Annotated in this window: 23 protein-coding genes, 3 tRNA genes and 1 riboswitch; of the genes, 18 read left to right on the top strand and 8 right to left on the bottom strand. The window is 76.0% G+C overall.

Features of this window, described 5'->3' with window-relative positions; genetic code table 11:
* Positions 1-151 precede the first annotated feature (151 nt).
* The 4 genes from WDV86_RS01270 to WDV86_RS01255 all read left to right on the top strand — a co-directional run bounded on the left by WDV86_RS01270 (position 152) and on the right by WDV86_RS01255 (position 3,836).
* Positions 152-1,156 carry a CPBP family intramembrane glutamic endopeptidase gene (locus WDV86_RS01270; protein ID WP_339565772.1) on the top strand — a complete coding sequence of 335 codons (1,005 nt, stop codon included), beginning with the start codon at positions 152-154 and terminating at the stop codon, positions 1,154-1,156.
* A gap of 60 nt (positions 1,157-1,216) precedes the next feature.
* Complete coding sequence (locus WDV86_RS01265) at positions 1,217-2,587, top strand: ATP-dependent 6-phosphofructokinase (RefSeq protein ID WP_339565771.1); 1,371 nt, start codon at positions 1,217-1,219, stop codon at positions 2,585-2,587.
* A 101-nt stretch (positions 2,588-2,688) separates the two neighbouring features.
* Entirely contained in the window at positions 2,689-2,955 is a 267-nt protein-coding gene (locus tag WDV86_RS01260; RefSeq protein ID WP_339565770.1) for an antitoxin, read from the top strand.
* An 83-nt stretch (positions 2,956-3,038) separates the two neighbouring features.
* The gene (locus WDV86_RS01255) at positions 3,039-3,836 is read left to right on the top strand and encodes a precorrin-6A/cobalt-precorrin-6A reductase (protein ID WP_339565769.1); all 798 of its coding nucleotides are present in this window, start codon (positions 3,039-3,041) and stop codon (positions 3,834-3,836) included.
* 40 nt (positions 3,837-3,876) lie between these two features.
* Here the strand turns inward: WDV86_RS01255 and WDV86_RS01250 are convergent, their stop codons facing one another.
* The gene (locus WDV86_RS01250) at positions 3,877-4,179 is read right to left on the bottom strand and encodes a hypothetical protein (protein WP_339565768.1); all 303 of its coding nucleotides are present in this window, start codon (positions 4,177-4,179) and stop codon (positions 3,877-3,879) included.
* Between the two features lie 484 nt (positions 4,180-4,663).
* Here WDV86_RS01250 and WDV86_RS01245 point away from each other — a divergent pair, with 484 nt between their 5' ends.
* The gene (locus WDV86_RS01245) at positions 4,664-5,134 is read left to right on the top strand and encodes a C40 family peptidase (protein ID WP_339565767.1); all 471 of its coding nucleotides are present in this window, start codon (positions 4,664-4,666) and stop codon (positions 5,132-5,134) included.
* 141 nt (positions 5,135-5,275) lie between these two features.
* On the opposite strand, the gene WDV86_RS01240 is transcribed toward WDV86_RS01245, so the two are convergent.
* From WDV86_RS01240 to WDV86_RS01230, 3 genes are all read right to left on the bottom strand, one after another.
* Positions 5,276-5,348 (bottom strand) — tRNA-Phe (locus tag WDV86_RS01240).
* Between the two features lie 60 nt (positions 5,349-5,408).
* A tRNA-Asp gene (locus tag WDV86_RS01235) sits at positions 5,409-5,485 on the bottom strand.
* A 56-nt stretch (positions 5,486-5,541) separates the two neighbouring features.
* Positions 5,542-5,614 (bottom strand) — tRNA-Glu (locus tag WDV86_RS01230).
* 141 nt (positions 5,615-5,755) lie between these two features.
* Between WDV86_RS01230 and WDV86_RS01225 the strand changes: the two genes are divergently transcribed.
* The gene (locus WDV86_RS01225) at positions 5,756-6,148 is read left to right on the top strand and encodes a metallopeptidase family protein (RefSeq protein WP_339565897.1); all 393 of its coding nucleotides are present in this window, start codon (positions 5,756-5,758) and stop codon (positions 6,146-6,148) included.
* A gap of 25 nt (positions 6,149-6,173) precedes the next feature.
* Here the strand turns inward: WDV86_RS01225 and WDV86_RS01220 are convergent, their stop codons facing one another.
* On the bottom strand, positions 6,174-7,280 hold the full coding sequence (locus WDV86_RS01220) for a DNA topoisomerase IB (protein ID WP_339565766.1): 1,107 nt from the start codon (positions 7,278-7,280) through the stop codon (positions 6,174-6,176).
* A 234-nt stretch (positions 7,281-7,514) separates the two neighbouring features.
* On the opposite strand from WDV86_RS01220, the gene WDV86_RS01215 reads away from it, so the two are divergent.
* Genes WDV86_RS01215 through cobA form a run of 3 tightly spaced genes read left to right on the top strand, consistent with a single transcriptional unit; the run spans position 7,515 to position 11,338 of the window.
* Positions 7,515-9,236 (top strand): nitrite/sulfite reductase, encoded by a 1,722-nt coding sequence (locus WDV86_RS01215; protein ID WP_339565765.1) that lies wholly within the window; start codon positions 7,515-7,517, stop codon positions 9,234-9,236.
* The gene (locus tag WDV86_RS01210) at positions 9,233-10,021 is read left to right on the top strand and encodes a phosphoadenylyl-sulfate reductase (protein WP_339565764.1); all 789 of its coding nucleotides are present in this window, start codon (positions 9,233-9,235) and stop codon (positions 10,019-10,021) included. Before WDV86_RS01215 ends, WDV86_RS01210 begins: the two co-directional genes overlap by 4 nt.
* Before the next feature lie 39 nt (positions 10,022-10,060).
* On the top strand, positions 10,061-11,338 hold the full coding sequence (cobA, locus tag WDV86_RS01205; protein WP_339565763.1) for a uroporphyrinogen-III C-methyltransferase: 1,278 nt from the start codon (positions 10,061-10,063) through the stop codon (positions 11,336-11,338).
* Here cobA and WDV86_RS01200 read toward each other — a convergent pair.
* Entirely contained in the window at positions 11,311-11,874 is a 564-nt protein-coding gene (locus tag WDV86_RS01200) for a dihydrofolate reductase family protein (protein WP_339565762.1), read from the bottom strand. The genes cobA and WDV86_RS01200 overlap by 28 nt on opposite strands.
* A gap of 124 nt (positions 11,875-11,998) precedes the next feature.
* Here WDV86_RS01200 and WDV86_RS01195 point away from each other — a divergent pair, with 124 nt between their 5' ends.
* On the top strand, positions 11,999-13,510 hold the full coding sequence (locus WDV86_RS01195; RefSeq protein ID WP_339565761.1) for a S10 family peptidase: 1,512 nt from the start codon (positions 11,999-12,001) through the stop codon (positions 13,508-13,510).
* Positions 13,511-13,548: 38 nt separating this feature from the next.
* Here WDV86_RS01195 and WDV86_RS01190 read toward each other — a convergent pair whose 3' ends face one another.
* Positions 13,549-14,376 (bottom strand): siderophore-interacting protein, encoded by an 828-nt coding sequence (locus WDV86_RS01190; protein ID WP_339565760.1) that lies wholly within the window; start codon positions 14,374-14,376, stop codon positions 13,549-13,551.
* 232 nt (positions 14,377-14,608) lie between these two features.
* Here WDV86_RS01190 and WDV86_RS01185 point away from each other — a divergent pair, with 232 nt between their 5' ends.
* The 3 genes from WDV86_RS01185 to WDV86_RS01175 all read left to right on the top strand — a co-directional run bounded on the left by WDV86_RS01185 (position 14,609) and on the right by WDV86_RS01175 (position 17,647).
* Positions 14,609-14,788: a hypothetical protein gene (locus WDV86_RS01185; RefSeq protein ID WP_339565759.1), complete on the top strand. Its 180-nt coding sequence runs from the start codon at positions 14,609-14,611 to the stop codon at positions 14,786-14,788.
* Between the two features lie 75 nt (positions 14,789-14,863).
* Positions 14,864-15,631 (top strand): DinB family protein, encoded by a 768-nt coding sequence (locus WDV86_RS01180; RefSeq protein ID WP_339565758.1) that lies wholly within the window; start codon positions 14,864-14,866, stop codon positions 15,629-15,631.
* A 1,452-nt stretch (positions 15,632-17,083) separates the two neighbouring features.
* Positions 17,084-17,647, top strand: coding sequence for a cupredoxin domain-containing protein (locus tag WDV86_RS01175; protein WP_339565757.1), 564 nt, complete (start codon positions 17,084-17,086; stop codon positions 17,645-17,647).
* 160 nt (positions 17,648-17,807) lie between these two features.
* Here the strand turns inward: WDV86_RS01175 and WDV86_RS01170 are convergent, their stop codons facing one another.
* The gene (locus WDV86_RS01170; RefSeq protein WP_339565756.1) at positions 17,808-18,593 is read right to left on the bottom strand and encodes an SDR family oxidoreductase; all 786 of its coding nucleotides are present in this window, start codon (positions 18,591-18,593) and stop codon (positions 17,808-17,810) included.
* A gap of 112 nt (positions 18,594-18,705) precedes the next feature.
* Between WDV86_RS01170 and WDV86_RS01165 the strand changes: the two genes are divergently transcribed.
* The 5 genes from WDV86_RS01165 (at position 18,706) to WDV86_RS01145 (ending at position 25,343) form a co-directional block, all read left to right on the top strand.
* Entirely contained in the window at positions 18,706-19,173 is a 468-nt protein-coding gene (locus WDV86_RS01165; RefSeq protein WP_339565755.1) for a fluoride efflux transporter FluC, read from the top strand.
* Positions 19,170-19,550 (top strand): fluoride efflux transporter FluC, encoded by a 381-nt coding sequence (locus tag WDV86_RS01160; RefSeq protein ID WP_339565754.1) that lies wholly within the window; start codon positions 19,170-19,172, stop codon positions 19,548-19,550. Before WDV86_RS01165 ends, WDV86_RS01160 begins: the two co-directional genes overlap by 4 nt.
* 78 nt (positions 19,551-19,628) lie before the next feature.
* Positions 19,629-19,741: riboswitch (SAM riboswitch) on the top strand.
* Positions 19,742-19,866: 125 nt separating this feature from the next.
* Positions 19,867-21,222, top strand: coding sequence for an aminotransferase class V-fold PLP-dependent enzyme (locus tag WDV86_RS01155; protein ID WP_445262896.1), 1,356 nt, complete (start codon positions 19,867-19,869; stop codon positions 21,220-21,222).
* A gap of 52 nt (positions 21,223-21,274) precedes the next feature.
* A complete protein-coding gene (locus WDV86_RS01150; protein WP_339565752.1) occupies positions 21,275-22,594 on the top strand; it encodes an MFS transporter in 1,320 nt (439 codons plus the stop codon).
* Positions 22,595-22,730: 136 nt separating this feature from the next.
* Positions 22,731-25,343 (top strand): bifunctional FO biosynthesis protein CofGH, encoded by a 2,613-nt coding sequence (locus WDV86_RS01145; RefSeq protein ID WP_445262895.1) that lies wholly within the window; start codon positions 22,731-22,733, stop codon positions 25,341-25,343.
* Positions 25,344-25,450 lie beyond the last annotated feature (107 nt).

Raw genomic sequence — 25,450 nt, 5'->3', positions numbered from 1 at the left:
AAGGCCGCCCGTCCGCCGTCCTCCTCCTCCTGGTGGACGCCGGCCCCTCCTCCGCACGGACGAGCAGCTCCCTCGCCCGGCCGGTCCGGCGCCGACCAAGCAGGTCCTGACGACCGATCCGTCGCCGTCGGCGCCGCGGTGGGGTCCTCCCATGACCACCACGACGAGCGCCCCCGCCGGCGCGACCCCACCCGTTCCCACCGTCACCGCTGCGCCGGTGACCTACCACCGCGTCGCCCACCTCGACCCCCGCTCGGCGCGGTGGTGGCGCCCGGTCGCCGTCCTCGGCGTCGCGGCGGGACTCCTCCTCGCCCTGGCCACGGCGGCCCTCGCGGCGCTCCTGCCGGTCGTCGTCCTCGAGGTCGTCCGCGAGGACCTCGGGCTCGCGCCCCTGCCGGCGTGGGTGCCCCTGCCCTCGCAGGGGCTGGACGACCCGCGCAACCCGGTCGACCTCCTGCTGATGCTCGGGACCGTCGCGCTGCTGCTGCCGGTCGTCGTCCTCGCGCTGCGGTGGGGCGGGCGGCAGCGGGGGCTCGTGCACTCGGTGGAGGGCCGCTTCCGGTGGGCGATGGCCCTGAGGGCGGCGACCGTGCTCCTGCCGGCGTACGCGGCGCTCCTCTGGGGGCTGGCGGTGGTCCTCCCGCCGGCGGACCTGTCCGTGCCGCCGCTGGACGGGCGGCTGGCCGTCGTCCTCCTCGTCGTGCTCGTGCTGACCCCGCTGCAGTGCGCGGCCGAGGAGTACGCCTTCCGCGGGTTCCCGCAGCAGCTGCTCGGCACGTGGCTGCGCCGTCCGGTGCTCGGGGTGCTGCTGCCCGTCCCGCTCTTCATGGCCGGTCACGGGTACGACTGGGTCGGGCAGGTCGACATCGCCCTCTTCGCCCTCGCCATGGGCGCCCTCGTGTGGAAGACCGGCGGCCTGGAGCTGGCCGTCGTCGCCCACACCGCGAACAACCTGGCGCTCCTCCTCGCCGCCCCGCTGAGCCCCTCGTCGTTGCAGCAGGGCGAGGTGGACCCGTGGGTGCTCGCCGTCTCCCTCGCGCTGACGCTGCTGACGACGGCGGGCCTGTGGGTCTGGGTCTCGCGCACGCACGGGTTGCGGTGGTCCGAGCCGGTCCGGGGGACGGGGCGAGGCGGCGGGCGGGGTCCCACGGGCTGACGGGGTACGCCAGGATGCGCACCGTCGGAGCAGGAGCACGCGACAGGGAGGCACCAGGGCATGCCCGCAGGCGACATCGACTTCACGGTCCAGACGCTCGGGAAGCGGACGGTGACCTCCCCGCTGGCGCCGCTCCTGGAGGCCCGGCGGACGAGCGCCCACACCGTCGAGGAGGGGGACCGCATCCTCTTCGACGACACGCTCTCCTCCTTCGAGCGGCGCGAGGAGGGTCATCTGCCCAGCCTGGAGGCGGCCGGCCCCCGGCAGAAGATCTTCTTCGACCCCTCGAAGACGCGCGTCGGCATCGTGACGTGCGGCGGCCTGTGCCCCGGCATCAACAACGTCATCCGGGCGCTGGTCTCGGAGCTGACGACCCACTACGGCGTCCGCCGGATCCACGGCTTCCGCAGCGGCTACCAGGGCTTCATCCCCGAGTACGGCCACGACGTCGTCGACCTGACGCTCGAGTCGGTCGACGGCATCGCGGCCCAGGGCGGCACCATCCTCGGCAGCTCGCGCGGCCAGCAGGACATCGGCCAGGTCGTCGACTGCCTCGAGCGGATGGGCATCAGCACCCTCTTCGTCATCGGCGGGGACGGCTCGATGCGCGGCGCCCAGGCGATCGCCGCCGAGGTCGGCCGGCGCGACCGGCCCATCGGCGTCGTCGGGGTGCCGAAGACGATCGACAACGACATCCCCTTCCTGGACCAGAGCTTCGGCTTCCAGACCGCCTTCTCCGAGGCGACGCGCTCCATCCGCAGCGCCAAGGTCGAGGCGCGCTCGGCGCCCGGCGGCGTGAGCGTCGTGAAGCTCATGGGCCGGCACTCCGGGTTCATCGCCTGCTACGCCGCCCTGGCGCAGAACGACGCCGACTTCGTCCTCATCCCCGAGGTGCCGTTCGTCCTGGACGGGCCGGGCGGCTTCCTGGAGTGCCTGCGCCGACGCGTGGACACCCAGGGGCACGCGCTCGTCGTCGCCGCCGAGGGCGCCGGGCAGGAGCTCTTCACCGAGGCCGACGCCGAGGGCGGGCTCGTCGACGCCTCCGGCAACAAGCGGCTCCAGGACGTCGGGCGCCTCCTGCGCCAGAAGATCACCGAGGACTTCGCCGCCCACGGCCGCGAGCTCAACCTGCGCTACATCGACCCCAGCTACGTCATCCGCAGCGTCCCGGCCAACCCCTACGACAGCGTGTACTGCACGCGCCTGGCGCACGCGGCGGTGCACGCGGCCATGGCCGGGCGCACCAACATGGTCGTGGGGCGCTGGCGGCGTCGCTTCGTGCACATCCCCATCGAGCTGGCCGTGGGCACCCGCAACCGCGTCGACCCCAACGGGGACCTCTGGTGGTCGGTGCTGGAGGCGACGGGGCAGCCGGTGAGCTTCGGCGAGGAGTCGGAGTCCATCGAGGTGCCGGCCTTCGGCGGTCAGTGAGCCACGGGCCCTGGCCGACAGGTCCCGCACAGGGGCGGCGGCTACGGTCGGCCCGGCCTGCCGCGGGTGAGCAGGACGAGGGCGCAGCAGCAGGAGGACGTGTGGCACTGAACATCGGCCGTCTCGTGGGCCAGGCGCGGGAGTACGCCAGCCGCAACCCCGACAAGGTCACCGGTGGTCTCGACCGGGTGGGCGACGCCGTCGACCGCAGGACGGGCGGCCGGCACGGCTCGGCCATCACCAAGGCCAAGGACGCGGCCTCCAAGGCGCTCGGGGTCTCGGTGCGCCGCTCGGACGGCCAGGCCGGCGAGCGTCGCGGCGACGTCGAGGGCACCTCCGGCGACGGCAGCGGGGCCACCGGCCGCTGACGGCGGTGGCGACCGCCCGTCGTCACCGCATCGTTGCCCTCCGACACCTCAGCATGCCGCGCCGGGTGCCCCACGATGGTGACGTGCAGCACATCGCTCCCGAGCACGTCCTCGTGCTCGGCGGGACGACGGAGGCCCGGGCGCTCGCCCAGGAGCTCGTCGACCTGCCGGGCGTCCGGGTGACGACGTCGCTGCCGGTCACGCGCCCCGTCCCCCTCGACCCACCCGGGGAGGTCTTCCGCGGCGGCTTCGCGGGAGCCGGTGGTCTCGCCGCCTGGTTGCGGCACCAGCAGGTGCGGGCCGTCGTCGACGCCACCTCCCCCTTCGCCGCCCGGATCACCGCGCGCGCCGTCGAGGCCTGCGCCTTCGCGGACGTCCCGCTGCTGACGCTCGAGCGGCCGGCGTGGGTCCCGCAGCCCGGGGACGACTGGCGGCCGGCCGCCGACCTCGACGCCGCCCGGGACGCCCTCGGCGCCGGCCCCTGGGAGCGGGCGCTCGTCGCCGTCGGGGGTCTGCACCTCGGGCCGCTGGTGCACCTGACGCGGCCCCGGCTCGTGCTGCGTCTGTCTCGTCTGCCCGAGCACCCGCTTCCCGCGGGCTGCGAGGTGGCCCTCCGGCGCCGCACCGCCGACGTGGACGGCGAGCGTGCGGTGATGGCGGCGCGAGGCGTCGGCGTCGTGCTCACGACCGACAGCGGCGGTCCGGGCGGGGCGGCCGTGCTCGTCGCCGCCCGCGAGCTCGCCCTGCCGGTCGTCGTCGTGCGGCGGCCGGTCGTCCCGGCCGTCGAGGGGGCGCCGCCGGCCCCTCGCGCCGCGCATGCGGCGCAGGCCGCGACCTGGGTGCGCGAGACGCTCGACGCGGTAGGAGCGCGCGGCCGCTGACCTGGCCCGCCGGGGCGGACGGGCCGCCCCAGGTCAGCCACTACAGGTTCCCCCAGCGACGCGACCCCGGGACGCCGGGGGGTAGGCGCTGCCGGACCGAGCGCGAGGCGTCACGGGCACCGCGCAGGGTCACCCGGAGCAGGCGGCGACGCAGCGACGTCGTCACGACCACCGGTCTTGGGCCACCGGTGGGCGCACCGCGCCCGAACGCGGCGTCCACCTCCGCCAGGGCCGCCATGTACGCCTCGGTCGACCCGCCGAGGTCGGGGTGGTGCTGGCGCGCGGCGCGACGTCGGGCGGCCCGCCAGGCGTCGTCGTCGTCCGTGGCGGCGGGGGTCGGCATCCACCCAGTGTGGGCCCGGCCCCGTCACTCGCCAGCCGTCACTCGCCAGCCGTCGCTCGCCAGCCGGTGCACGTCCGCGACGGCGTTCGACCGGGCCCGTCGCTCCTGGCGGTGACGGCGTCGCGCCAGAGGGCGGGCGTCGTGGGGCAGCTGGGGCGTCAGGGACTGGAGGGCTTCGTCGGTCTCCAGGGCAAGAAGTTGAGGACCCGCTGGTCTCGATCAGGTAAAGGTCTGTCACGATTCCGTCGAACGACCGACCAGAAGCCCCCACCGCCTGGTGGGGCAGCCGCGCGGACGCCGAACCCTGCCGCCGCACGCGGTCTGCACAGCAACAGGAAGACGGAACGGCAGGGGCGGAGGAACCAGCTCGTCGGGCGACCAGCACTCGCTGGCTGCCCTCGGGGTGAAGCCACAGACGTGGCCGGGCAGCCTTCGAGCCCGAACCCGACAGGTCACCCCCCGCAGGCGAACCCGGAGGACGTCCATGACCACCACTGCTCTGCGCCGACCTGCCCGCCTGCTGCCCGTGCTCCTCGCTGCGCTCGCCGTGCTCGCCGGCCTGGCCGTCGGCCCTGCGGCGCCCGCCGCCGAGGCCCGCTCGGACGTCGGCGCGAAGGCGGTCGCTGCCGCGGCGACCCGGGCCGGCATGCCGTACGCCTACGGGGGCACCGGCCCCACGCGCTTCGACTGCTCGGGCCTGACCCAGTGGTCCTACAAGCAGGCCGGCGAGTCCATCCCTCGCACGGCCGCGCAGCAACGCGCGGCCACGACGAAGATCCCCACCCGCTCGCTGCGGCCGGGTGACCTGGTCTTCTTCCACAACTCCAGCGGGCACGTCTACCACGTGGGCATCTACGCAGGGAACTGGCAGATCTGGGACTCCCCGCGCCCGGGTCGCACCATCTCCAAGCGCACGATCTGGGCTAAGAGCGGCGTCACCTGGGGCCGCGTCTGACGGTCCGGCCGGGGCCTAGCAGCTGGGTCCCGGTCCACCGCGGTCTGGAGACGACGTCGGGCGGTCATCCGAGGAGGGTGACCGCCCGACGTCGTGCTGCGTGGTCGCTGGTGCCTGCTGCTGCGAGCAGTGGTACTGAGGTGGCCAGAGGCGGGATCGAACCGCCGACCTTTCGATTTTCAGTCGAATGCTCTACCAGCTGAGCTATCTGGCCCTCTCACCAGCCCCGCTGCCCTGCGACGGGTACGTGCTGGGCGTGGTGCTCCGGAACTGCTGGCGACCCCGACGGGACTCGAACCCGCGACCTCCGCCGTGACAGGGCGGCGCGCTAACCAACTGCGCTACGGGGCCTCGTGCGGCACGAGACCGGTGGTGCTCCGGCGCCGTGGTGCGGTGCCGGCAGTGCGTGCCCCCAACGGGATTCGAACCCGTGCTGCCGCTGTGAAAGAGCGGTGTCCTGGGCCGCTAGACGATGGGGGCCTGCCCCGCCGCCAGGCGGACCCGGGGCGTCCACCCGTCGACGTGCGACGCGCGGACGACGCCGAGCATAGGGGCTTCCCCCGTCCGCCTCCAAAGCGGCCCTCGCTGGCCCGCGCTGGCAGGGTTCGGCACGTGGTGGAGATGACCGACGAGGAGTTCGAGGAGGCCGTCGCCGACGGCCTCGACCAGATCCCGCCCGAGCTGGCGGCGGCCATGCGCAACGTCGTCGTCCTCGTCGCCGACGAGCCCGACGCCCGCGCCCTCGCCGACGCGCGCGCCTCCGGGGACCTCGACCCCGACGACCCCGAGGGGACGCTGCTGGGGCTCTACGAGGGCACGCCGCTCACCGAGCGCGACGGGTGGTGGGACGCCGGGTCTCTGCCGGACCGCATCACGATCTACAAGGGCCCGGTGCTGCGCCTGTGCGCCGACGCCAAGGAGGTGGCCGAGGAGGTGGCCGTCACGGTCGTCCACGAGGTGGCCCACCACTTCGGCATCGACGACGACCGGCTGCACGAGCTCGGCTGGGGCTGAGCGCGGAGCACGTCGGCGGGGGAGCTCAGGCCGCCTCGGACGCGGTCTCGCGCGGGGCGCCCCGGCCTTGGCCCTGCCGGGCGGCGCGCAGGTCTGAGACCGGCTCGTCGTGCAGCAGGGCGAGGACGGCCGCCTCGATCTCGCCGTGGGTGGCGGGCTCGCCCGCGCCGACGTCGTCACCGAGCAGGCCGAGGGCGTTCTCGATGGTCACGCCGTCCTCGAAGAGGTCGACGACGCGCGGGTCGACGTAGCTGGCCCGCGCGACCGTCGGGGTGTTGCCGAGGTAGTGGGAGACCTCCTGCATGGCGCGCGAGATCGCCCGCTTGCGCGCCGTCGCCGTCCCGGCCGCGTGCGTCGAGACGGCCAGGGCGACCGCGGCGAGCACCGTGGCGTGCCAGGTGCGGAAGTCCTTGGCGGAGACGTCGCCCCCGACGACCTCCTTGACGTAGGCGTTGACGTCGCTGCTCGTGACGTCGTGCCAGCCGCGGGCGTCCCGCCAGGCGAGGAGGTCGTCCGTGCGCGGGCCACGGCGACGGCGCAGGGTCTGGACGGCGTCGATGACGTCGGCGTCGGCCACGGCGATGTGCCGGTCCTTGCCCGACTTGGCGACGTAGTCGAAGACGATCTGGTCGCCCGCGACGCTGACGTGCTGCTTCTCGATCGTCGCGAGGCCGAAGCTGCCGTTGGTCTCGGCGTAGCTCTCCCCGCCCACGCGGAAGAAGCCGAGGTCGAGCAGCCGGAAGGCCGTGGCGAGGGCCCGCTCGCGCGGCATGGGGTTGCGGGCGCTGTGCCTCTCGACGTCCTTCTGCACGCGGGCGCGGGCCCCGGGCAGCCGCTTGGCCACCTCGAGCACGCGGTCGTGCTTGTCCCTGTCCCGCTGCTTGCGCCAGTCGTCGTGGTAGCGGTACTGGCGCCGGCCGGCCGCGTCGGTGCCGACGACCTGGATGTGGCCGTGGGGCCACGGGCAGATCCACACGTCCTTCCACGCCGGCGGGATGACGAGCGCCTCGCAGCGGGCGCGGTCGTCCTTGCTGAGCGGCTCGCCGAGGGCGTCGAGGTAGCGGAAGCCCTTGCCGTGCGCGCGCCGCGTCCACCCCGGGTCGTTGGGGGAGGAGGTGCGCAGCCGGGGCATGGGTCGATCGTCGGGGGAGGCGCCGGGCCGCGCGAGTCGGGTCGGCCGGGCGCGCCGCCAGGGCGTGCGTCGCGGCGGGAAGGGGGTGGCCGCGGTCCGGATCCTGGACCTGAAGTGGTCCGGTCGGAATTGTGCTTACGCTGGCCGACGTTGCGCACCGGCAGCACGCAGGCGGCAGACCTGCAGCCAGCCGGCTGGCAGGCCGGCGCAGACCCAGGCGAGACGGGACCCACGATGACCGCTCCTCCCGCACCGACGGACGCCCCGCCGCGACCGCCGCGCCCCGCGCGCGCCGCCCGGCCGAACGGGCAGTGGGCCGTCGACGGCACGGCCCCGCTCAACCACAACGAGCAGTTCAAGCAGGACGACCCCGCGCTGAACGTCCGCCGGCGGGTGGAGGAGGTCTACGCCCGCGAGGGATTCGGGAGCATCGAGCCCGACGACCTGCGCGGGCGGCTGCGCTGGTGGGGCCTGTACACCCAGCGCAGGCCGGGCATCGACGGCGGCCGCACGGCGCAGCTGGAGCCGCACGAGCTCGAGGACGAGTACTTCATGCTCCGCGTCCGCGTCGACGGCGGGGCGCTGTCCACCGAGCAGCTGCGCGTCGTCGCCGGCATCTCCGTCGACTTCGCCCGCGGCACCGCCGACGTCAGCGACCGGCAGAACGTCCAGATGCACTGGATCCGCATCGAGGACGTGCCCGAGATCTGGCGTCGCCTCGAGGCCGTCGGCCTGCAGACCACCGAGGCCTGCGGGGACTGCCCCCGCGTCATCCTCGGCTCGCCCGTCGCGGGGGTGGCCGCCGACGAGCTGCTCGACCCGAGCCCGCAGGTCGAGGAGATCCAGCGGCGGTACGTCGGCGACCCCGAGCTGGCCAACCTGCCCCGCAAGTTCAAGTCCGCGATCACCGGCCACCCCAGCCAGGACGTCGTCCACGAGATCAACGACATCTCCTTCGTCGCGACCACCCACCCCGAGCTGGGCCTCGGCTACGACCTCTTCGTCGGGGGCGGGCTGTCGACGAACGCGCGCCTGGCCGAGCGGCTCGGCACCTTCGTCCGCCCGGAGGAGGTCCCCGACGTCTGGCACGCCGTCGTCAGCCTGTTCCGCGACTACGGCTACCGCCGGCTGCGCACCAAGGCGCGGCTGAAGTTCCTGCTCGCCGACTGGGGCGCGGAGAGGTTCCGCGAGGTGCTGGAGCAGGAGTACCTGCACCGGTCGCTGCCCGACGGGCCGCCGCCCGGCCCTCCCGTCGGCAGCGCCGACCACGTCGGCGTCCACCCCCAGAAGGACGGGCGCCGCTACGTCGGCGTGGCCCCCGTCGTCGGCCGCGTGAGCGGTGAGGTGCTGGCTGGCGTCGCCGACGTCGCCGAGGCGCACGGCAGCCGCCGGGTCCGCCTGACCCCGCACCAGAAGCTCGTCGTCCTCGACGTGCCGGCGGCCGAGGCCGAGGACGTCGTCGCCGAGCTGGGGGCGCTCGGTCTGGAGGCGCGGCCGAACCTGTTCCGCCGCACCACGATGGCGTGCACGGGCATCGAGTTCTGCAAGCTCGCCATCGTCGACACCAAGGCCACCGCGACGCGGGCGGTCGCCGAGCTCGACGAGCGCCTGGCCGACGTGCAGCGCGAGCTGCCCGCGCCGGTCCGCCTCCACGTCAACGGCTGCCCCAACTCCTGCGCGCGCATCCAGACCGCCGACATCGGCCTCAAGGGCCAGCTCGTGCCGGGCGAGGACGGCGAGCAGGTGCCCGGCTTCCAGGTGCACCTCGGCGGCGGGCTCGCGTCGGCAGAGCGTGAGGAGGCCGGTCTCGGCCGTACCGTGAGAGGGCTCAAGGTCACGGCCGACGACCTCGTCGACTACGTCGAGCGGGTCGTCCGGCGGTACGCCGCCGACCGCGACGGGGCCGAGAGCTTCGGCGTCTGGGCCCACCGGGTGGAGGAGGACGCGCTGCGATGACCGCGCCGGCACCGGACGTCGCGGCGCCCCAGACGGGCGCGCGAGCCTCGACGCACGTCCCCGCGCCGCGCCGCCGCCGTGGACGCGGCGAGCAGGAGCTGCGGGCGCTGGCGGCCGAGGGGGAGCGCCGCTTCGGCCACGTCGAGGGCGAGGACGGCGCGCTCGAGGTCCTCCGGTGGGTCACGGGCGAGCTCGGCGACGGCGTCGCGGTGGCCTCCTCCATGGCCAACGCCGTCCTCCCGCACCTGGTCTCGCGCGCCCGGGCGGGCGTCGACGTGCTGTTCCTGGAGACGGGGTACCACTTCGCCGAGACCCTCGGCACGCGCGACGCGGTGGCGCAGACGATGGACGTCCGGGTCGTCGACGTCCGACCGCAGCTCACGGTCGCCGAGCAGGACGCGCGCTACGGCGCCCGCCTGCACGACCGCGACCCCGGCCAGTGCTGCGCGATGCGCAAGGTCGAGCCGCTGCGCGCCGAGCTCGCCGGCTACGACGCCTGGGTCACCGGCGTCCGCCGCGGGGAGGCCTCGACCCGGACGGCCGCCCCGGTGGTCTCCTTCGACGAGAAGCACGGGCTGGTGAAGGTCAACCCGATCGCCGCGTGGAGCTGGGACGAGCTCGTCGGCTACGCGGGCGAGCACGGCGTGCTGCTCAACCCCCTGCTGCTCGACGGCTTCCCCTCCATCGGCTGCGCGCCGTGCACCCGCCGGGTGGAGCCGGGCGAGGACCAGCGGGCGGGCCGGTGGTCGGGCCTGGGCAAGACCGAGTGCGGCATCCACACCTGAGCGCCCCACGGCACGCAGGGTGCTGAGACCCTGCCGCTCGTGACCGACCTGCTCCCGCTGTCGCTGCGGGTCGAGGGCCGGCGGGTGCTCGTCGTCGGGGGTGGGGCCGTGGCGTCCCGGAGCGTCCCCGGGCTGCTGGCGGCCGGGGCGGACGTCCTCGTCGTCGCGCCGGAGCCGTCGCCGCCGCTCGTCGCGCTCGCCGACGCCGGGTCGGTGCGGCTGGAGCGGCGCCCGTTCGTGGCCGCCGACCTCGACGAGGTCTGGCTCGCCGTCACCGCGACGGGCGTCGCCGCCGTCGACGCGGCCGTCTCGGCCGAGGCCGAGCGGCGGCGCGTCTGGTGCGTCGACCGCGGGGACGCCGCGCGGGCCAGCGCGTGGACGCCCGGGGTCGCCCGCGTCGACGACGTGACCGTCGCCGTGAGCGCCGGTCGCGACCCGCGCCGGGCCGGGCGGCTGCGGGACGGCGTCGCCGCCGCCCTGCAGTCCGGCGACCTGCCGCTGCGACGGGCGCGGCCGCGGGCGGCCGGCAGGGTCGCGCTGGTCGGCGGCGGGCCGGCCGACCCGGGCCTGCTCACCGCGCGCGGCCGCCGGCTCCTCGCGGAGGCCGACGTCGTCGTCACCGACCGGCTCGGGCCCCGCGGCGTGCTGGCCGAGCTGGACGAGGAGGTCCTGGTCGTCGACGTCGGCAAGACCCCGGGCAACCACCCCGTGCCCCAGGAGAAGATCAACGACCTGCTCGTCGAGCACGGCCTCGCCGGCCGGCTCGTCGTGCGGCTCAAGGGCGGCGACCCCTACGTCTTCGGCCGCGGCGGGGAGGAGCTGGCCGCCTGCCGGGCAGCAGGTCTCGACGTCGAGGTCGTGCCCGGCGTGACGTCGGCGGTGTCGGTGCCCGCGGCCGTCGGCATCCCCGTGACCCACCGCGGGGTGTCGCGCGGCTTCACCGTGCTCACCGGGCACGAGGACCTGGTGGCGACGCCGTCGGCGCTCGCCGGGGTGCCGGTCGAGGCGCACACCGTCGTCCTGCTCATGGGCGTCAGCGCGCTGGCGACCTCGGCGGCCGCGCTCGTCGCCTCCGGCCGGCCGCCGTCGACGCCCGTCGCGGTCGTGGAGGACGGCTACGGGCCCCGCCAGCGCGCGACCTTCGGCACGCTCGCGGACGTGGCCGGGCGCGCCGAGGCGGCAGGGGTGCGCCCGCCCGCCGTCGTCGTCGTCGGGGACGTCGTCACGCTTGCGCCGGGGTGGCCGGCAGCGGCGACGGACGGCACCGGCGCAGGTGCCGGGCCACCGCGTCACCGGACGACGGCGTACCCGGCGTAGGTGACGCCGCCGCGGAACGACGTCGCCTCGAGCAGGCGCAGCACCGGCAGCTCGTACCCGTCGGGGAACAGCCGCCGCCCGCGGCCCTGGACGACGGGGAAGCCGTAGAGGCGGTACTCGTCGACGAGGCCGGCGGTGATGAGCGCGTGGCAGAGCGTGATGCTGCCGGTGACGACGACGTCCTGCCCGTCCGCCTCCTTGAGCGCGCGGACCTCCTGGACCGGGTCGCCCGTCAGGACGGTGCTGCGGGCCCACGCCGGGTCGGCCAGGGTCGAGGAGACGACGTACTTCGCGACCTGGTCGAGGTAGGCGGTGATGCCCGTCGTGTCGTCGTGCTGCTGCGGCCAGTAGCCGCGGAAGTCCTCGAAGGTGCGTCGGCCGACCAGGAGCGCGTCGGCGCGCTGGTCCGCCCGGTGGACGTGGGCCAGCACGTCCGAGGAGCCGGCGTCGCCGGAGGCGCCCGGGTCGAACCAGTCGCCGAGCATCTCGACGCAGCCGTCGAGGGTGATGTTCTGGGTGATGGCGAGCGTGCGCACGGGTCTCCTGCTCTCCTCGTCGGGTCGCTCCGCCAGGGTCGACCGTGCGCGCGCGGCGTCCTCATCGGTCCCCGAGGCGCTCCGGGGGCGGCCCGATCGGCGCGGCACCGTCTAGCGTCGGGCCGTGAGCGACGCCGAGACCAGCAGCCCTCCCGCCTCCGAGCTCGAGAAGCCCTCTGCCGCATCGGCGTCGACGCCGCCGGTGCGCGAGGAGCTCGTGACCACCCACCACGTCGTGAGCACGCCGGCCGGCGAGCTGCGGTACACGGCGAAGGCCGGGCGGGTGGTGCTCTACCGCGACAAGGAGGAGGACGGCGTCTGGAAGGGGCGTGTGCCCCACGCCCAGGTCGGGGTCGTCGCCTACACCCTCGACGACACGGACCCGGCGACACGTCCCGTGACGTTCTCCTTCAACGGCGGCCCCGGCTCGTCCAGCGTGTGGCTGCACCTCGGCCTGTTCGGGCCGCGCCGGGTCGACATGGGCGACGTCGGCGCGCTGGCGCCGCCGCCGGGCGGGCTCCTCGACAACGCCGAGACGCTGCTGGCCGAGAGCGACCTCGTCTTCGTCGACCCGGTCGGCACCGGCCGCTCGCGCGTCGTCGACGGCGAGAAGGAGGCCGACTTCCACGGCTTCACGGCCGACGTCGAGTCGGTCGGCGAGGTGATCCGGCAGTGGGTCACCGCCGAGGGTCGGTGGCTCTCGCCCAAGCTGCTGGCGGGGGAGTCCTACGGCACGACGCGCGCCGCGGCGCTGGCGCAGCACCTGCAGGGCACGGGGATGTACCTCTCCGGCGTCGTGCTCGTCTCCGTCGTCATGAACTTCGGCATCCTCTTCGTCACCCCTGGCGACGACCGGCCGTACCCCCGGTACCTGCCGTTCTACGCCGCGGCGGCGCACCGGCACGGCAAGCACCCCGGGCGCGAGCTCGCCGACGTCGTCGCCGAGGCCGAGGCGTACGCGGCGCGCGAGTACCCCTACGTCCTGGCCCAGGGCTCGCGCCTGGGCGCTGAGGAGCGGGCCGACGCCGTCGCGACGGTCGCACGGCTCGCCGGGCTGTCGGAGGCCTACGTCGAGCGGGCGGACCTGCGGGTGGAGCACCTGCGGTACTTCGCCGAGCTGCTGCGCGAGGAGGGGCTCGTCGTCGGCCGCCTCGACGCCCGCTTCACCGGGCCGGCCGGGGACGGGACCGCCGCGTCGCTGGAGGCCGACCCGTCGATGGACGCCGTCCTCGGGCCCTACACCGCGGCGCACGCCCACCACCTGCGGGCCGAGCTCGGGGTGCAGGACGCGACGCCCTTCTCGGTGTTCAGCCGACGGGCCATCGAGCGGTGGAGCTACAAGGAGTTCGAGAACGCCTCCGTCAGCGTGCTCGACCGGCTCTCGCGCGCGATGCGGCAGAACCCGCACCTCAAGGTCTACGTCGGGCTCGGCCGCTACGACGGCGCGACGCCGTTCTCCTCGGCCGAGGACGACCTCGCCCACCTCGACGTGCCGCGCTCGCGCCGGGACGACGTCGAGCTCCGCTACTACGAGGCCGGCCACATGATGTACGTCCACGAGCCGAGCCGGGTGCAGCAGAGCGCGGACATCGCCGACTTCGTTCGGCGGGCGACCGCGCGGCCCGACGCCGGTTGAGCCGGGCCCTCCTGGGCGGCGTCGGCCCTCGTCGGCCCTCAGTCCTCGTAGGCGGGGGCGTCGGAGCGCCAGTAGCCGCAGAAGTAGACGTCGTCCTTGCCGAGGCCCCGCTCGCGCACCAGGTGCCGCCGGACGCCCGTCGCGGTGGCGGCCTCGCCGGCGACCCAGGCGTACAGCCCGGTCGTCGGCAGGTCGGCGCGGACGACGTCGTCGAGCAGCGACCGCCCGGGGGTCGCGGCACGCCAGCGCACGTCGACGCCGTCGCGCTCGGGCAGGTCGGGGGCGTCGTCGGCCGTCGGGACCTCGACGAGGACGCTCGCCCCGACGCCCTCGGGCAGGCCCGCGAGGATGCCGGCGGCGGCGGGCACGGCCGTCGCGTCGGCGACGAGCAGCACGTGGCGCGTGCCGGCCGGCGGGGCGTAGCAGGTGTCCTGGACGACCACGCCGACCTCGTCCCCGGGCCGGGTGGTCAGGGCCCACCGGCTCGCGGGGCCGCTCTCGCCGTGGGTGACGAGGTCGACGTCGAGCTCACCGGCCTCGGGCCGCAGCGCGCGGACGGTGTAGTTGCGCAGGACGGGGCGCTCGTCGGCGGGCATCGCCTGCATCTCGGGCCACCACCGCTCGGTCTCGGGCAGCCGGAGGCGGGCCTGGCCGGGGCGGGGCAGCAGCAGGCGGACGTACTGGTCGTCCCCGAGCGCGCTCACGTCGTGCAGGCCCTCGCCCGCGACGGTGACGCGGACGACGTGCGGGCTCACCTCCCGCCGTGCCGTCACGCGCACGCGGACGGCGTGGGCGGCCAGGCGCTGGCGGCGCGGGACGGGGCGCGCCGTCGTGGCGGCGCTTGCCGGCGCTGTCGTGGTCGTCATGCCGAGGCTCCCGGGGTGGAGGCGCCCCCCAGCGAGGTGGCCGGGAGGTGAGGCTTGCCTCTCCTACGGTACGTGGTCGACGCCTGGGTGGTGAGCCCCGCTCCGGCGAGCGCATCCCGCCCACCTTCCAGGAGCTCGCGGCGGCGGTGCTCGAGGGCGTGGAGCCGTGGCTCGACGCCCCGTTCGGCTTCTTCGGACACTGCTGGCCCCGGTCCGCGGGGTGCACGGCGGCATGTCGGAGGAGACGAGGAGGGCGGCCGGCGGTCGGCCGGTGTGCTCGGCGAGGACGGTCGTCTCGAACGCGGCGATGGCCGGCGACTCCACCGTCCACGTCCTCCCCGGGGGCCACGACCGGTTCGGCGACGCCCCCGAGGACCTGCTCGACGTGGTCCTGGCCGCCGTCACCCGGTGACGCGTCCGACGCCCGCGAGCCACGTGTACGGTCGCGACCGAGGACCCTGTCGCCGTGCCAGCGGAGGAGATCCCGATGAGCACCGTGCCCGACTCCGTCCCGCTCGAGGGCGCCCGGTTCGTCGGCCGTAACCTGCGCGGCGCCCGCTTCGTGGAGTCCGACCTCTCGGGCGTCGTCATGCGCGGGGTCGACGTCCAGGGCGCCGACATCGACGCCCCGTGGCTGCCCGGCGGGGTCCTGCTGGTCAACGGCGTCGACGTCGCGTCGTACGTGGAAGCCGAGCTCGACCGTCGTCACCCCGGACGGGACCGACGTCGCGCCGAGGACCCCGAGGGCCTGCGCGCGGCGTGGGCCTCGCTCCGGACCGCGTGGACCGCACTCGTCGAACGGGCCCTGGCCATGCCGGAGGGCACCGTGGACCGGTCGGTGGACGGCGAGTGGACCTTCTCCCAGACCCTCCGTCACCTCGTGCTCGCCACCGACTCCTGGCTCGGCAAGGCCGTGCTCGGGCGGGAGCAGCCGTTCCACCCTCTCGGCCAGCCACGGACCGGCGCGGAGGAGGACGGCCTGGACCTGTCGCTGTTCACCTCGACGACGCCGCCGTTCGCCGAGGTGCTCGCCGCCCGCGAGGACCGGGTCGCGACGATGCGGGCGTTCCTCGACGCGGTGACCCGCGAGCAGCTCGCGGAAGCGCGCGCCAACCCCTGGGACCCGCAGTACCCCGAGACCGTCCTCACCTGCGTGCAGGTGGTGCTGGAGGAGGAGTGGGAACACCTGCGGTACGCCGAGCGCGACCTCGACGCGCTCGCCGCGGGTCCTGCGGATCCGGCTCCGCAGGACTGAGGCGCTCGGTCTCGGGGGCACGACCGGGGGCGGGACACAGGTCTGGCGTCGAGGCGTCCGCCGCCCCGACCGAGAAGAGGCGACGACGGTGGAACCGTCCGGAGTCGCGGTCCGGGAACGCCCTGCGGCCGTGCCCGAGCACGACCCGTACGACTACCGCCTCCACGAGGACCCGTACCCGACGTACGCGTGGCTGCGGGCACACGAACCGCTGACCCACAGCCGCACCCGCGACTTCTGGGTCCTCTCCCGGTACGCCGACAACGCCGCGGCGCTACGTGACCCGGTGCTGCTCTCCAGCCGGAACGCGATCGCCTTGGAACCGGACGTGTGGGGCCCGGACGCGGCGGGCACGAGCTCGTCCCTCGCCATGGACGACCTGGGCCACACGTCGATGCGCCGGCTCGTCCGTGCCTCGTCCACGCCCCGTTGGGTCGCCGGCCTGGAGCCGACGATCCGAGCCATGGCGCGCGAGCGCTGGGAGCCGCTGGTCGAGGCGGGCTCCTTCGACGTCGCCGCCGACGTCGCCGTCCTGCTCCCGTGCGACGTGATGGGCGATATCATCGGCATCCCGGAGTCGGACCGCGACGCCGTCCGGGCCGACGACGACCTGCTCGACCACTGCGACGACGGCACCGAGCGCCGCTCCCCGACCTCGATGGCCGCCGGGCTGCGGCTCGCCGTCTACCACGCCTTCCTCGTCCGGGAACGCCGCCGCACGCCGGTCGACGGGCAAGGCGCTGGCGTCGTCCTGGTGCTACGGCGGGCTCGACCCGCTCCTTCGGCGGGCCGGTCTCGGCGGTCGCGCGGCCGACTGGGGCGCCGAGGTGCTCCGGTTCGACACCCCGACCCAGATGGTCGCCCGGACCCTGACGGCGGACACGGCGCTCCACGGCACGACCGTCCCCGAGGGGCCCGCGTCGCCCTGCTCCTGGGGTCGGCGAACCGCGACCCTCAAGGTTCGCCGACCCGGACGTCATCGATCTCGACCGCGACACGAGCCCGGTGCTCACCCTCGGGCGAGGGCCCGCACCTCTGCTTCGGCACAGCACTCACGCAGCTGGAGGTGCGGGTCGCCCTCGTCGCTGCGGCCTCACCCTCAACAAGCTCGTCGAGGCCGTACGGGGACGTCGAGCGGCGGGACGTCGGCGTCGACCTCGTAGTCCTCGACGACCCGAGCGGCCTCCCGCGCCTTCAGCGGCGGGCGGGCGCCGGACTACTGGCCGATCTGGGACGTCATCCGAGGCCGGGAGTCCTCGGCCGTGTGCGCCCCGGGAGCCAGGCCGGGGGGCCTCGTCGTGGCTGCGGGGCGCGGCGACGCGGCGGGTCCGTCGGGGCGGGCGACGGGCGGGTCGTGGCCTGCCGTGCCTACGCTCTCGCGACGACGCCCGCAGCGACACGCCGGTGCCGCCACGTCCGGACCGACATGCCCGTACCGACCCGGAGGACCTCATGGGGCCGACCCGCACCGCACGCGTGACCTCGACGACGACGGCTGCGTCCCCCAGCCCCCGCGCGCGGCGCACCACCGGCCCGGGCGTAGCCCTCGGCGCGGCGGTGCTGCTGCTCGTGGGCGCCGGCTGCGGCGGCGAGGAGGTCACGGCCCCGGAGTCCGCGAACACCCCGACCGAGCAGGAGAGCCCCCTGCCGACGCTGCCGTCCCCGGACGGCTCGACGACCGGCACGGGCAGCGGGGGCGACGACGCGGAGCCCGCCACGACCGAGCTGACCGCCTCGGTCGGGACCGAGGCGGACCCCGAGGCCTACGTCATCTCCCTCGTCGACGCCGACGGCACCGAGGTCACCGAGCTGCCCGCCGGGGACTACACGATCACCGTCGAGGACCCCGCCACCACGCACAACTTCCGGCTGACGGGGCCGGGCGGCGTCGACGAGGCCACGTCCGTGCCCGAGGTCGTCACGACGACCTGGGACGTCACGCTGGTCGAGGGCGAGTACGACTACGTGTGCGACCCCCACCCGAGCATGGTCGGCGGCTTCACCGTCACCTCCTGACCCGACCGGCGTCCCTCCTCCGCGACCCGGCCTCGTCGCGGAAGGCGGGCCGCCTCAAGACCGCGACGTGTGACCTCGTCGCGGCTCTTCCGCGACGTGTGACCTTGTCGCGGGACGAGGTCGCGCGCCGGCGGGCGGCGGCGGGCCGCGCGGCTGGACCTCAGCGGGACGACCAGCCACCGTCCGAGGCGACGGTCTGGCCGGTGACCCAGGCGGCCTCGTCGCCGAGCAGCCAGGCGACGAGGCGGGCGGCGTCGGCCGGCGTGCCCCAGCGTCCGCCCGGGCTCGCCGCGGCGACGGACGCCCGGAGCGCGTCGTCGGCGTAGCCCGTGTCGGTCGGGCCAGGGTCGACGCAGTTCACGGTGATGCCGCGCGGGGCCAGGTGCACGGCCAGGCTGCGCGTGAGCTCGTGCAGCGCGGCCTTGCTCGCGGCGTAGGGCAGCTCCCCCGGCATGGCGCCGTGGTGCTGGCCCGAGGTGAACCAGAGCAGACGCCCGCCGGGACGGGCGTCGTCGTGCTGGGCGGCGAAGGCCTGCGCCAGGAGCAGCGTCGCGCGGGTGTTGACGGCGTAGGCCAGGTCCAGCTCTTCCGCCGTCAGCTGCTCCAGCGACCGGGCGGACGAGCGCGCGTGGTTCGCGACGACGGCGTCGACGTGCCCGAACGCCGCTCGCGCCGCATCGACCAGGAACTGTGGTGCGCCAGGCTCGGCGAGGTCGACCTCGACGAGCTCGACGTGGGAGCCGTTCACGCGCAGCTCGTCCCGCAGCACCTCTGCCCCGTGGGGGTCGGCTCCCCACGGCTGCTCGGCGTCGTGCGGCGGCCACCCGTGCAGCAGCAGGCCCGCCCCGTCGGCGGCGAGGCGGCGGGCGATCGCGGCCCCGATGCCGAGGCGCCGGCTCGCGCCGGTGAGGAGGACGACCCGGTCGTGCAGCGGCTGCGGGCTCACCGGCGGTGAGCCTGCTCCCCGACCGGGCGGTGCACAAGGTCGGTCGGCGACCGGTCGCCGCACCAGCGCCTCACGGCCGCGGGAGGGGTGCTGGAGTGCCTACGGTCCCGCCGTGCCCTCGACCTTCTCCGCCGCTTCCGCACCCCAGCGGCCTCCTGCGCACCGCTCGCCGGTGCTGCTGCTCGGCGTGCTCGTCGGTGGCGCGGTCGGCACGGGCCTGCGCCTGGCCGCAGGGCTCGCGCTGCCGCCGCAGGAGGGCGCCTGGCCGGCGGGGACGCTGCTCGTCAACGTCGTCGGCGCCTTCTTGCTCGGCCTGCTGCTGGAGACCCTCGCCCGGCGCGGGCCGGACGTCGGGGCGCGCCGGGCCACGCGCGTCGTCGTGGGCTCCGGTCTGCTCGGCGGGCTGACGACGACGAGCGCCCTCGCCCTGGAGACGGTCGAGCTGGCCGGCGCCAGCCCTGCGACGGCGCTCGCCTACGCCGGGACGACGCTCGTCGCGGGGGTGGCGGCCGCGGCAGTCGGCGTCGCCCTGGCGTCGTCGGTCGGCCGCGGGGCGCCAGGCCCGCAGGTGGCGCGGTGAGCGCCGCCGTCCTCCTCGCGGTGTGCCTGGCCGGCGGGCTGGGTGCGGTCGCGCGCGTCGTCGTCGACGGCGAGGTGCGCAGCGCCCTCGGCGGCCGGTGGCCCTGGGGCACAGCGGTCGTCAACGTCGCAGGCTCGCTGCTCATCGGGCTGGCGACCGGTCTGCTCGGCGGGGCGGAGTCGGGCGCCGTCCTGCCGGTCGTCGCCACCGGCTTCTGCGGCGGCTTCACGACCTTCGGCACCGCCGTCGTCGAGGTGCTGCGGCTCGGGCAGGAGCGTCGTGCCGCCGCGGCGGCCGCCGCCGCGCTCGTCACCGTCCTCATGAGCACCGCCGCGGCCGGCGGCGGGCTCGTGCTGGGCAGGCTGCTCGCGGGCTGAACGGCGCCCGCGGTCCGGACGGTGGGCACCCGTCCCGAGGGCTGGTCACCGGGCGCCTCGTGCCCTACGGTGCGAGCAGGTCAAGAGCGCCAGCGACAAGCCCCGGCTCGCTGGCCGGCAACCCTCCTCCGCGGTGGGGTGCCCCGGGTGAGGACCTGGCCGCGCCGGCCCTGGCGCGGCAAGCGCGGACCTTCGGGTCCTGGCTCTCCAGGAGACTGCCGTGAGTGCTGCCCCCCGTCTCGCCCTCGTGCCCGCCGCGCGGCCTCCTGCTGCCGGGCGTCTCGCCGTCGGGCAGCGCCAGCCGGGGGGTCGGCGTCTGCGGGCCGCGCCCGCGCCCGGCGAGCACCCGCTGCTCCCCGTCGTCGGCGGCGAGGAGCGCGTGCCGCTCGTCACCGGCGGCGAGGCGCGCTACGCGGGCCTCGACGTCGCCGCGAGCGCGCCCGCGCTGGTCTGGGTCGCCGAGCACGTCGAGCGGGTGCTGCCGCTGTACGCGAGCGTCCACCGCGGCGCCGGGTACGCCTCGCAGGTGAGCACCGCCGTGCTGGAGGGCTCGCGCGACGTCGTCGCCGGCTTCGTCGGCGCCCGCCGCGACGACGTCGTCGTCTGGACGCGCAACACCACCGACGCCCTCGCCGTCCTCGCCGGCTGCGTGCCGGACGGCGGGTCGGTGCTCGTGCTCGACCTGGAGCACCACGCCAACCTGCTGCCGTGGCGCACGCAGGGCCACCGCGGCGTCACCCAGCGGGTCGTCGCGGCGGCCAGCACGCTCGAGGGGACGGTGGAGGCGCTCGAGCGGGCGCTGGCCGCAGCGCCGACGTCGCTGCTGGCCGTCACCGGCGCGAGCAACGTCACGGGCGAGGAGCTGCCGCTCGCGCGTCTCGCCGCGCTGGCGCACCACTACGGCGCGCGCCTGGCCGTGGACGCCGCCCAGCTGGCCCCGCACCGGGCGCTCGACCTCGCGCGCGACGGCGTCGACTGGGTTGCCCTGTCCGGCCACAAGCTCTACGCGCCCTTCGGCGCCGGCGCGCTCGTCGGGCGCCGCGACTGGCTCGACGCCGGCACGCCGCACCTGGCCGGCGGGGGAGCGGTCGAGGAGGTCGGCGCCGACGACGTCCGCTGGGCGACGGCGCCCGCCCGGCACGAGGGCGGGACGCCGAACGTCCTGGGCGCCGCCGCGCTCGCCGCCGCGTGCGAGGCGCTCTCCGCCCTGGACGACGGCGCCTTGGAGGCGCACGAGCAGGCGCTGCGCGCGCGACTCCTCGACGGGTTGGCGCAGGTGCCGGGCGTCCGCGTCGTCCGGGCGCTGGAGGACGTGCCGTCGTCCATCGGGGTCGTGACCTTCACCGTCGACGGCGTGGACCCGGGGCTCGTGGCGGCGTACCTGTCGGCCGAGCACGGCGTCGGGGTGCGCGACGGGCGCTTCTGCGCGCACCCGCTGCTGGCGCGGCTCGGGCTGCCCGGCGGGGCGGTGCGGGCGAGCGTCGGCGTCGGCACGCGGGCAGAGGACGTCGACCGGCTGGTCGCCGCGCTGAAGTCGCTCGTCGCCGACGGCCCGGCGTGGACCTACGAGGTCGTCGAGGGCCGGCACGCACCGGTCGACGACCCCCGGCCGTGGCCGGAGTGGGGCGACCCGAGCGCACGGGCAGCGGCCGCGCGGCCCTGCGGAGGCTGAGGCACCCGGCGCTGGGGACCGCTGTCGGCGGCGCCACCTACGCTCGCCTGCCGTGAGCGAGCAGACCGCACCCTCCTCCGCCGGACGAGGCAGGGGAGCCGAGACCGCCGTCCCGCCCCGGCAGGCCCGGTCCGTCCTGGCCGGGGTCCTCGTCGCGACGCTGCTCGTCTCCTTCGACCTCCTCGCGGCGGCTGCGGCGATGCCCGAGCTGCGGCGCGACCTGGAGCTGGAGCGCGCCGTCGCCCTGCCCGTGGCGGCCTCGGTGCTCGGCGTGGCGCTGGCGGTGCCGGTCGCGGCGCGCGCCTCGGCCCGCGGGCCCCGGCTGGCCCTGCTCGTCGCCGCGGCGCTGCTGGTGCTCGCCGGGGGCGTGGCCGTGACGCTCGCCCCGGGGCCGACCGGCCTGGACGGCGACGCCTCGGCCTCGGTGCTGGCCGTCGGGCTCGGGCGGCTGGCGCAGGGCGTCGGCGCGGGGGCCCTCGTCGTCGGCGCCGGGGCGGCGCTCGTCACGACCGTGCCGACCGAGCTGCAGGTGCGCGTGCAGGCGGCCCTCGTCCTCGTCACCGGGGTGGGGGCCGTGCTCGGGGCCCTGGCGGGAGGGCTGCTCGCCGACCAGGTGGGGGGGTGGCGGGCGGTGCCCCTGCTCAGCGCGGCCCTCGCCGTCGTCGCGCTCGTGCTCCTGCGGTCGGTGCGCGCCCGCCCGCGGACGAGCGCGCCGCGGTCGCCGGCCGCGGGCCCGTCCTCCTGGGCGGTCCTGCGGCAGCGCGGGGTCCTGCTCGGGGCGGTCGTCGGGGCGGTCGTCGGGACGACCGCGCTGCTCGCGCTCGTCCAGACGGTGCTCTTCCTGGAGCTCACCCCCCCGCTCGTCCGCGCCGCCGTGCTCGTCGCGGGGGTGCTGGCCGGGCTCGTCGGCGTCGTCGCCGCGACGGCGGCCCTGGCGCGGGTGGGCCGTGCACCGGCGGTGGCGCAGACCGGGACCGTCGGCGCCGTCGTGGCCGCGGCGGGGCTGCTCCTCGTCGCCTGGCTCGTCCTCGACGGCCCACCGCTGGCCCTCCTGCCCGTGGTGCTCGTCGGCCTGGGGCTCGGGGCCGTGGTGCAGGGGACGGGTCTCGTCGTGTCCCTGCTGGCGCCCGAGGGCAGCGAGCGGGAGGCGACGGCCGCGCTCGGGGCGGCGCGCCGGCTCGGTGGGGTGATGGCGGCGCTGCTGGTCCTGCTGCTGCCGCTCTTCGGCGTCCTCGACGGCAGCGGCCCGACGCCGGAGGGGCTGCTCACGCCCGTCGTCGGTGTCGGCGGGACGCTGCTGCTCCTCGCCCTCGTCCCGCTCCTCGGCGTCCTGCCCCGTCAGGGCGAGCAGCGCCACCCGCCCCGCGCCTGACCACCCCCGTCCTTCTCGGCGCTCGACGACGGCCCGCCTCCCGCGCTCCTGCCCCGGCACGTCGACGGAGCGGGACGCGGCGTCCCTCCGGCACGGAGGAGGGGCGGCGCCCACGTGCGAGAGTGAGGCGGTGACGCTGCTCCCTCCGCCGTCCGTCCGCCCCAGCACGCCGCCGACCCCCCACGTGCAGATCCCGACGCCTGCCCAGCTGCGACGGGCCCTGGCCCGTGCGCGCGACGGCAAGGCGCTGGACGCCGGCGAGGCGGAGGTCCTGCTGCACGCGCGGGGCGAGGACCTCGCGGCGCTGCAGGCGGTCGCGACCCGCGTGCGCGACGCCGCGATGGAGCGCGCCGGCCGGCCCGGCGTCGTCACGTACTCGCGCAAGGTGTTCATCCCGTTGACGCGGCTGTGCCGGGACCGCTGCCACTACTGCACCTTCGTCACCGTCCCGCACCGGCTGCCGGCGGCCTACCTGAGCCCTGACGAGGTGCTCGACATCGCCCGGGAGGGCGCCGCGCAGGGCTGCCGCGAGGCCCTCTTCACCCTCGGCGACCGGCCGGAGGAGCGGTGGCCCGCGGCCCGGGAGTGGCTCGACGCGCACGGCTACGACGACACGCTCTCCTACGTCCGCGCCATGGCGGTCCGCGTGCTGGAGGAGACGGGCCTGCTGCCGCACCTCAACCCCGGCGTCATGAGCTGGTCGGAGCTGCAGCGGCTCAAGCCCGTCGCCCCGTCGATGGGGATGATGCTGGAGACGACCGCCGAGCGGCTGTGGTCGCAGCCCGGCGGCCCGCACTACGGCAGCCCCGACAAGGACCCGGCGCTGCGGCTGCGCGTGCTCGAGGACGCCGGCCGGGTCGGCGTCCCCTTCACGACGGGCATCCTCGTCGGCATCGGCGAGACGCCGGCCGAGCGCGTCGACTCCCTCCTCGCCATCCGCCGGGTCGCGCGCGAGTACGGCGGCATCCAGGAGGTCATCGTCCAGAACTTCCGGGCCAAGGACGCCACCGCGATGCAGGCGGCACCCGACCTGGACCGCGAGACCTACCTCGCGACCCTCGCCGTCGCCCGCGTGCTGCTCGGCCCGACCGTCAGCCTGCAGGCGCCGCCCAACCTCTCCGACTCGGGCGACGTCGCGGCGCTGCTGGCCTCGGGCGTCGACGACTGGGGCGGCGTCTCGCCCGTCACGCCCGACCACGTCAACCCCGAGCGGCCGTGGCCGCACCTGGACGACCTCGAGCGGTGGACGGCGGACGCGGGGCTCGGCCTGGCGCAACGGCTCACGGCCCACCCGCGGTACGTGCTCGGCGCGCTGCAGCGGGACGAGGCGTGGGTCGACCCGCGGCTGCACCCGCACGTGCGCGCGCTGGTCGACCCCGCGACGGGGCTCGCCGACCCGACGACGTCGCCGGTGGGGCTGCCCTGGCAGGAGCCCGACGGCGGGCTCGTCGCCTCGGGCGGGGGCAGCGGGCGCACCGAGCTGCACGTCGAGGTGGACACCACCGGCCGCACGACGGACCGGCGCAGCGACTTCGACGAGGTCTACGGCGACTGGGAGGCGGTCGCCGAGCGCGTGCCGGCGCAGGACCGCCGCGACGGCACCCGCTCGTCGACCCTGCCCGGCACCCGGGTGGACGGCGACGTCGCCGCCGCGCTGCGCGCCGCCGACGCCGACCCGGCGGGGCTGTCCGACGAGCAGTACCTCGCGCTGATGACGGCCGACGGCGACGCGCTCGACGCCGTCGCGGCGCTCGCCGACGGGCTGCGCCGCGACGTCGTCGGCGACGACGTCACGTACGTGGTCAACCGGAACATCAACTTCACCAACGTCTGCTACGTCGGCTGCCGCTTCTGCGCCTTCGCCCAGCGCAAGACCGACGCCGACGCGTACACGCTGTCGCTGGAGCAGATCTCCCAGCGCACCCGCGAGGCGCGAGAGACCTGGGGCGCCACGGAGGTGTGCCTGCAGGGCGGCATCTCGCCCGACCTCGGCCCGACGGCGTACGTCGACATCGTCCGCGCCGTCAAGGACGCCGTGCCCGACATGCACGTGCACGCGTTCTCGCCCATGGAGATCGCGACGGCGTCGGCCAAGCGCGGCGTCAGCGTGCAGGCGTGGCTGGAGGAGGTGCAGGCCGCGGGGCTCGGCTCCATCCCGGGTACCGCGGCGGAGATCCTCGACGACGACGTCCGCTGGGTGCTCACGAAGGGCAAGCTCCCGGCGGCCGCCTGGGTCGACGTCGTCGAGACGGCGCACCGCCTGGGCCTGCGAAGCTCCTCGACGATGATGTACGGCCACGTCGACGACCCGCGGCACTGGGTCGCGCACCTGCGCACGCTGGCCGGCGTGCAGGACCGCACCGGCGGCTTCACCGAGTTCGTGCCCCTGCCTTTCGTGCACACCAGCTCCCCGGTGTACCTCGCCGGGATCGCCCGGCCGGGGCCGACGCTGCGCGACAACCGCGCCGTCCACGCGCTCGCGCGGATCATGCTGCACGGGCGGGTCGACCACGTGCAGACGTCGTGGGTGAAGCTCGGCGTCGAGGGCACCCGGGCGATGCTCACCGGCGGCGCCGACGACCTCGGCGGGACCCTCATGGAGGAGACCATCAGCCGGATGGCCGGCTCCGAGCACGGCTCGGCCAAGTCGGTCGCCGAGATCGCCGAGATCGCCGGCGGCATCGGCCGGCCCGTGCGCGAGCGGACGACGACGTACGGCCCGGTGCCCGAGCGGGCCGCCGCCGGCTGAGCCGCGCGCCGAGGGCTCGACCGGACCTGCGCCCGAGTCCGACGCCCGGCAGGTCTGGCGGCGGTGGGACCTGCGCGACGTCGGGGTCGAGGGTGCACGTCCGGCGC

Source organism: Pseudokineococcus sp. 1T1Z-3, from assembly GCF_037482365.1.
GTDB lineage: Bacteria > Actinomycetota > Actinomycetes > Actinomycetales > Quadrisphaeraceae > Pseudokineococcus.
Note: the sequence above shows the minus strand (reverse complement) of the source record. Positions and strands in the feature narration are given on the sequence as shown.

Coding starts and splice junctions, on each gene's coding strand:
- WDV86_RS01270 (WP_339565772.1), top strand. CDS start 152: ATGACCACCACGACGAGCGCCCCCGCCGGCGCGACCCCACCCGTTCCC.
- WDV86_RS01265 (WP_339565771.1), top strand. CDS start 1,217: ATGCCCGCAGGCGACATCGACTTCACGGTCCAGACGCTCGGGAAGCGG.
- WDV86_RS01250 (WP_339565768.1), bottom strand. CDS start 4,179: ATGCCGACCCCCGCCGCCACGGACGACGACGACGCCTGGCGGGCCGCC.
- WDV86_RS01245 (WP_339565767.1), top strand. CDS start 4,664: ATGACCACCACTGCTCTGCGCCGACCTGCCCGCCTGCTGCCCGTGCTC.
- WDV86_RS01225 (WP_339565897.1), top strand. CDS start 5,756: ATGACCGACGAGGAGTTCGAGGAGGCCGTCGCCGACGGCCTCGACCAG.
- WDV86_RS01220 (WP_339565766.1), bottom strand. CDS start 7,280: ATGCCCCGGCTGCGCACCTCCTCCCCCAACGACCCGGGGTGGACGCGG.
- WDV86_RS01215 (WP_339565765.1), top strand. CDS start 7,515: ATGACCGCTCCTCCCGCACCGACGGACGCCCCGCCGCGACCGCCGCGC.
- WDV86_RS01210 (WP_339565764.1), top strand. CDS start 9,233: ATGACCGCGCCGGCACCGGACGTCGCGGCGCCCCAGACGGGCGCGCGA.
- WDV86_RS01190 (WP_339565760.1), bottom strand. CDS start 14,376: ATGACGACCACGACAGCGCCGGCAAGCGCCGCCACGACGGCGCGCCCC.
- WDV86_RS01185 (WP_339565759.1), top strand. CDS start 14,609: ATGTCGGAGGAGACGAGGAGGGCGGCCGGCGGTCGGCCGGTGTGCTCG.
- WDV86_RS01180 (WP_339565758.1), top strand. CDS start 14,864: ATGAGCACCGTGCCCGACTCCGTCCCGCTCGAGGGCGCCCGGTTCGTC.
- WDV86_RS01175 (WP_339565757.1), top strand. CDS start 17,084: ATGGGGCCGACCCGCACCGCACGCGTGACCTCGACGACGACGGCTGCG.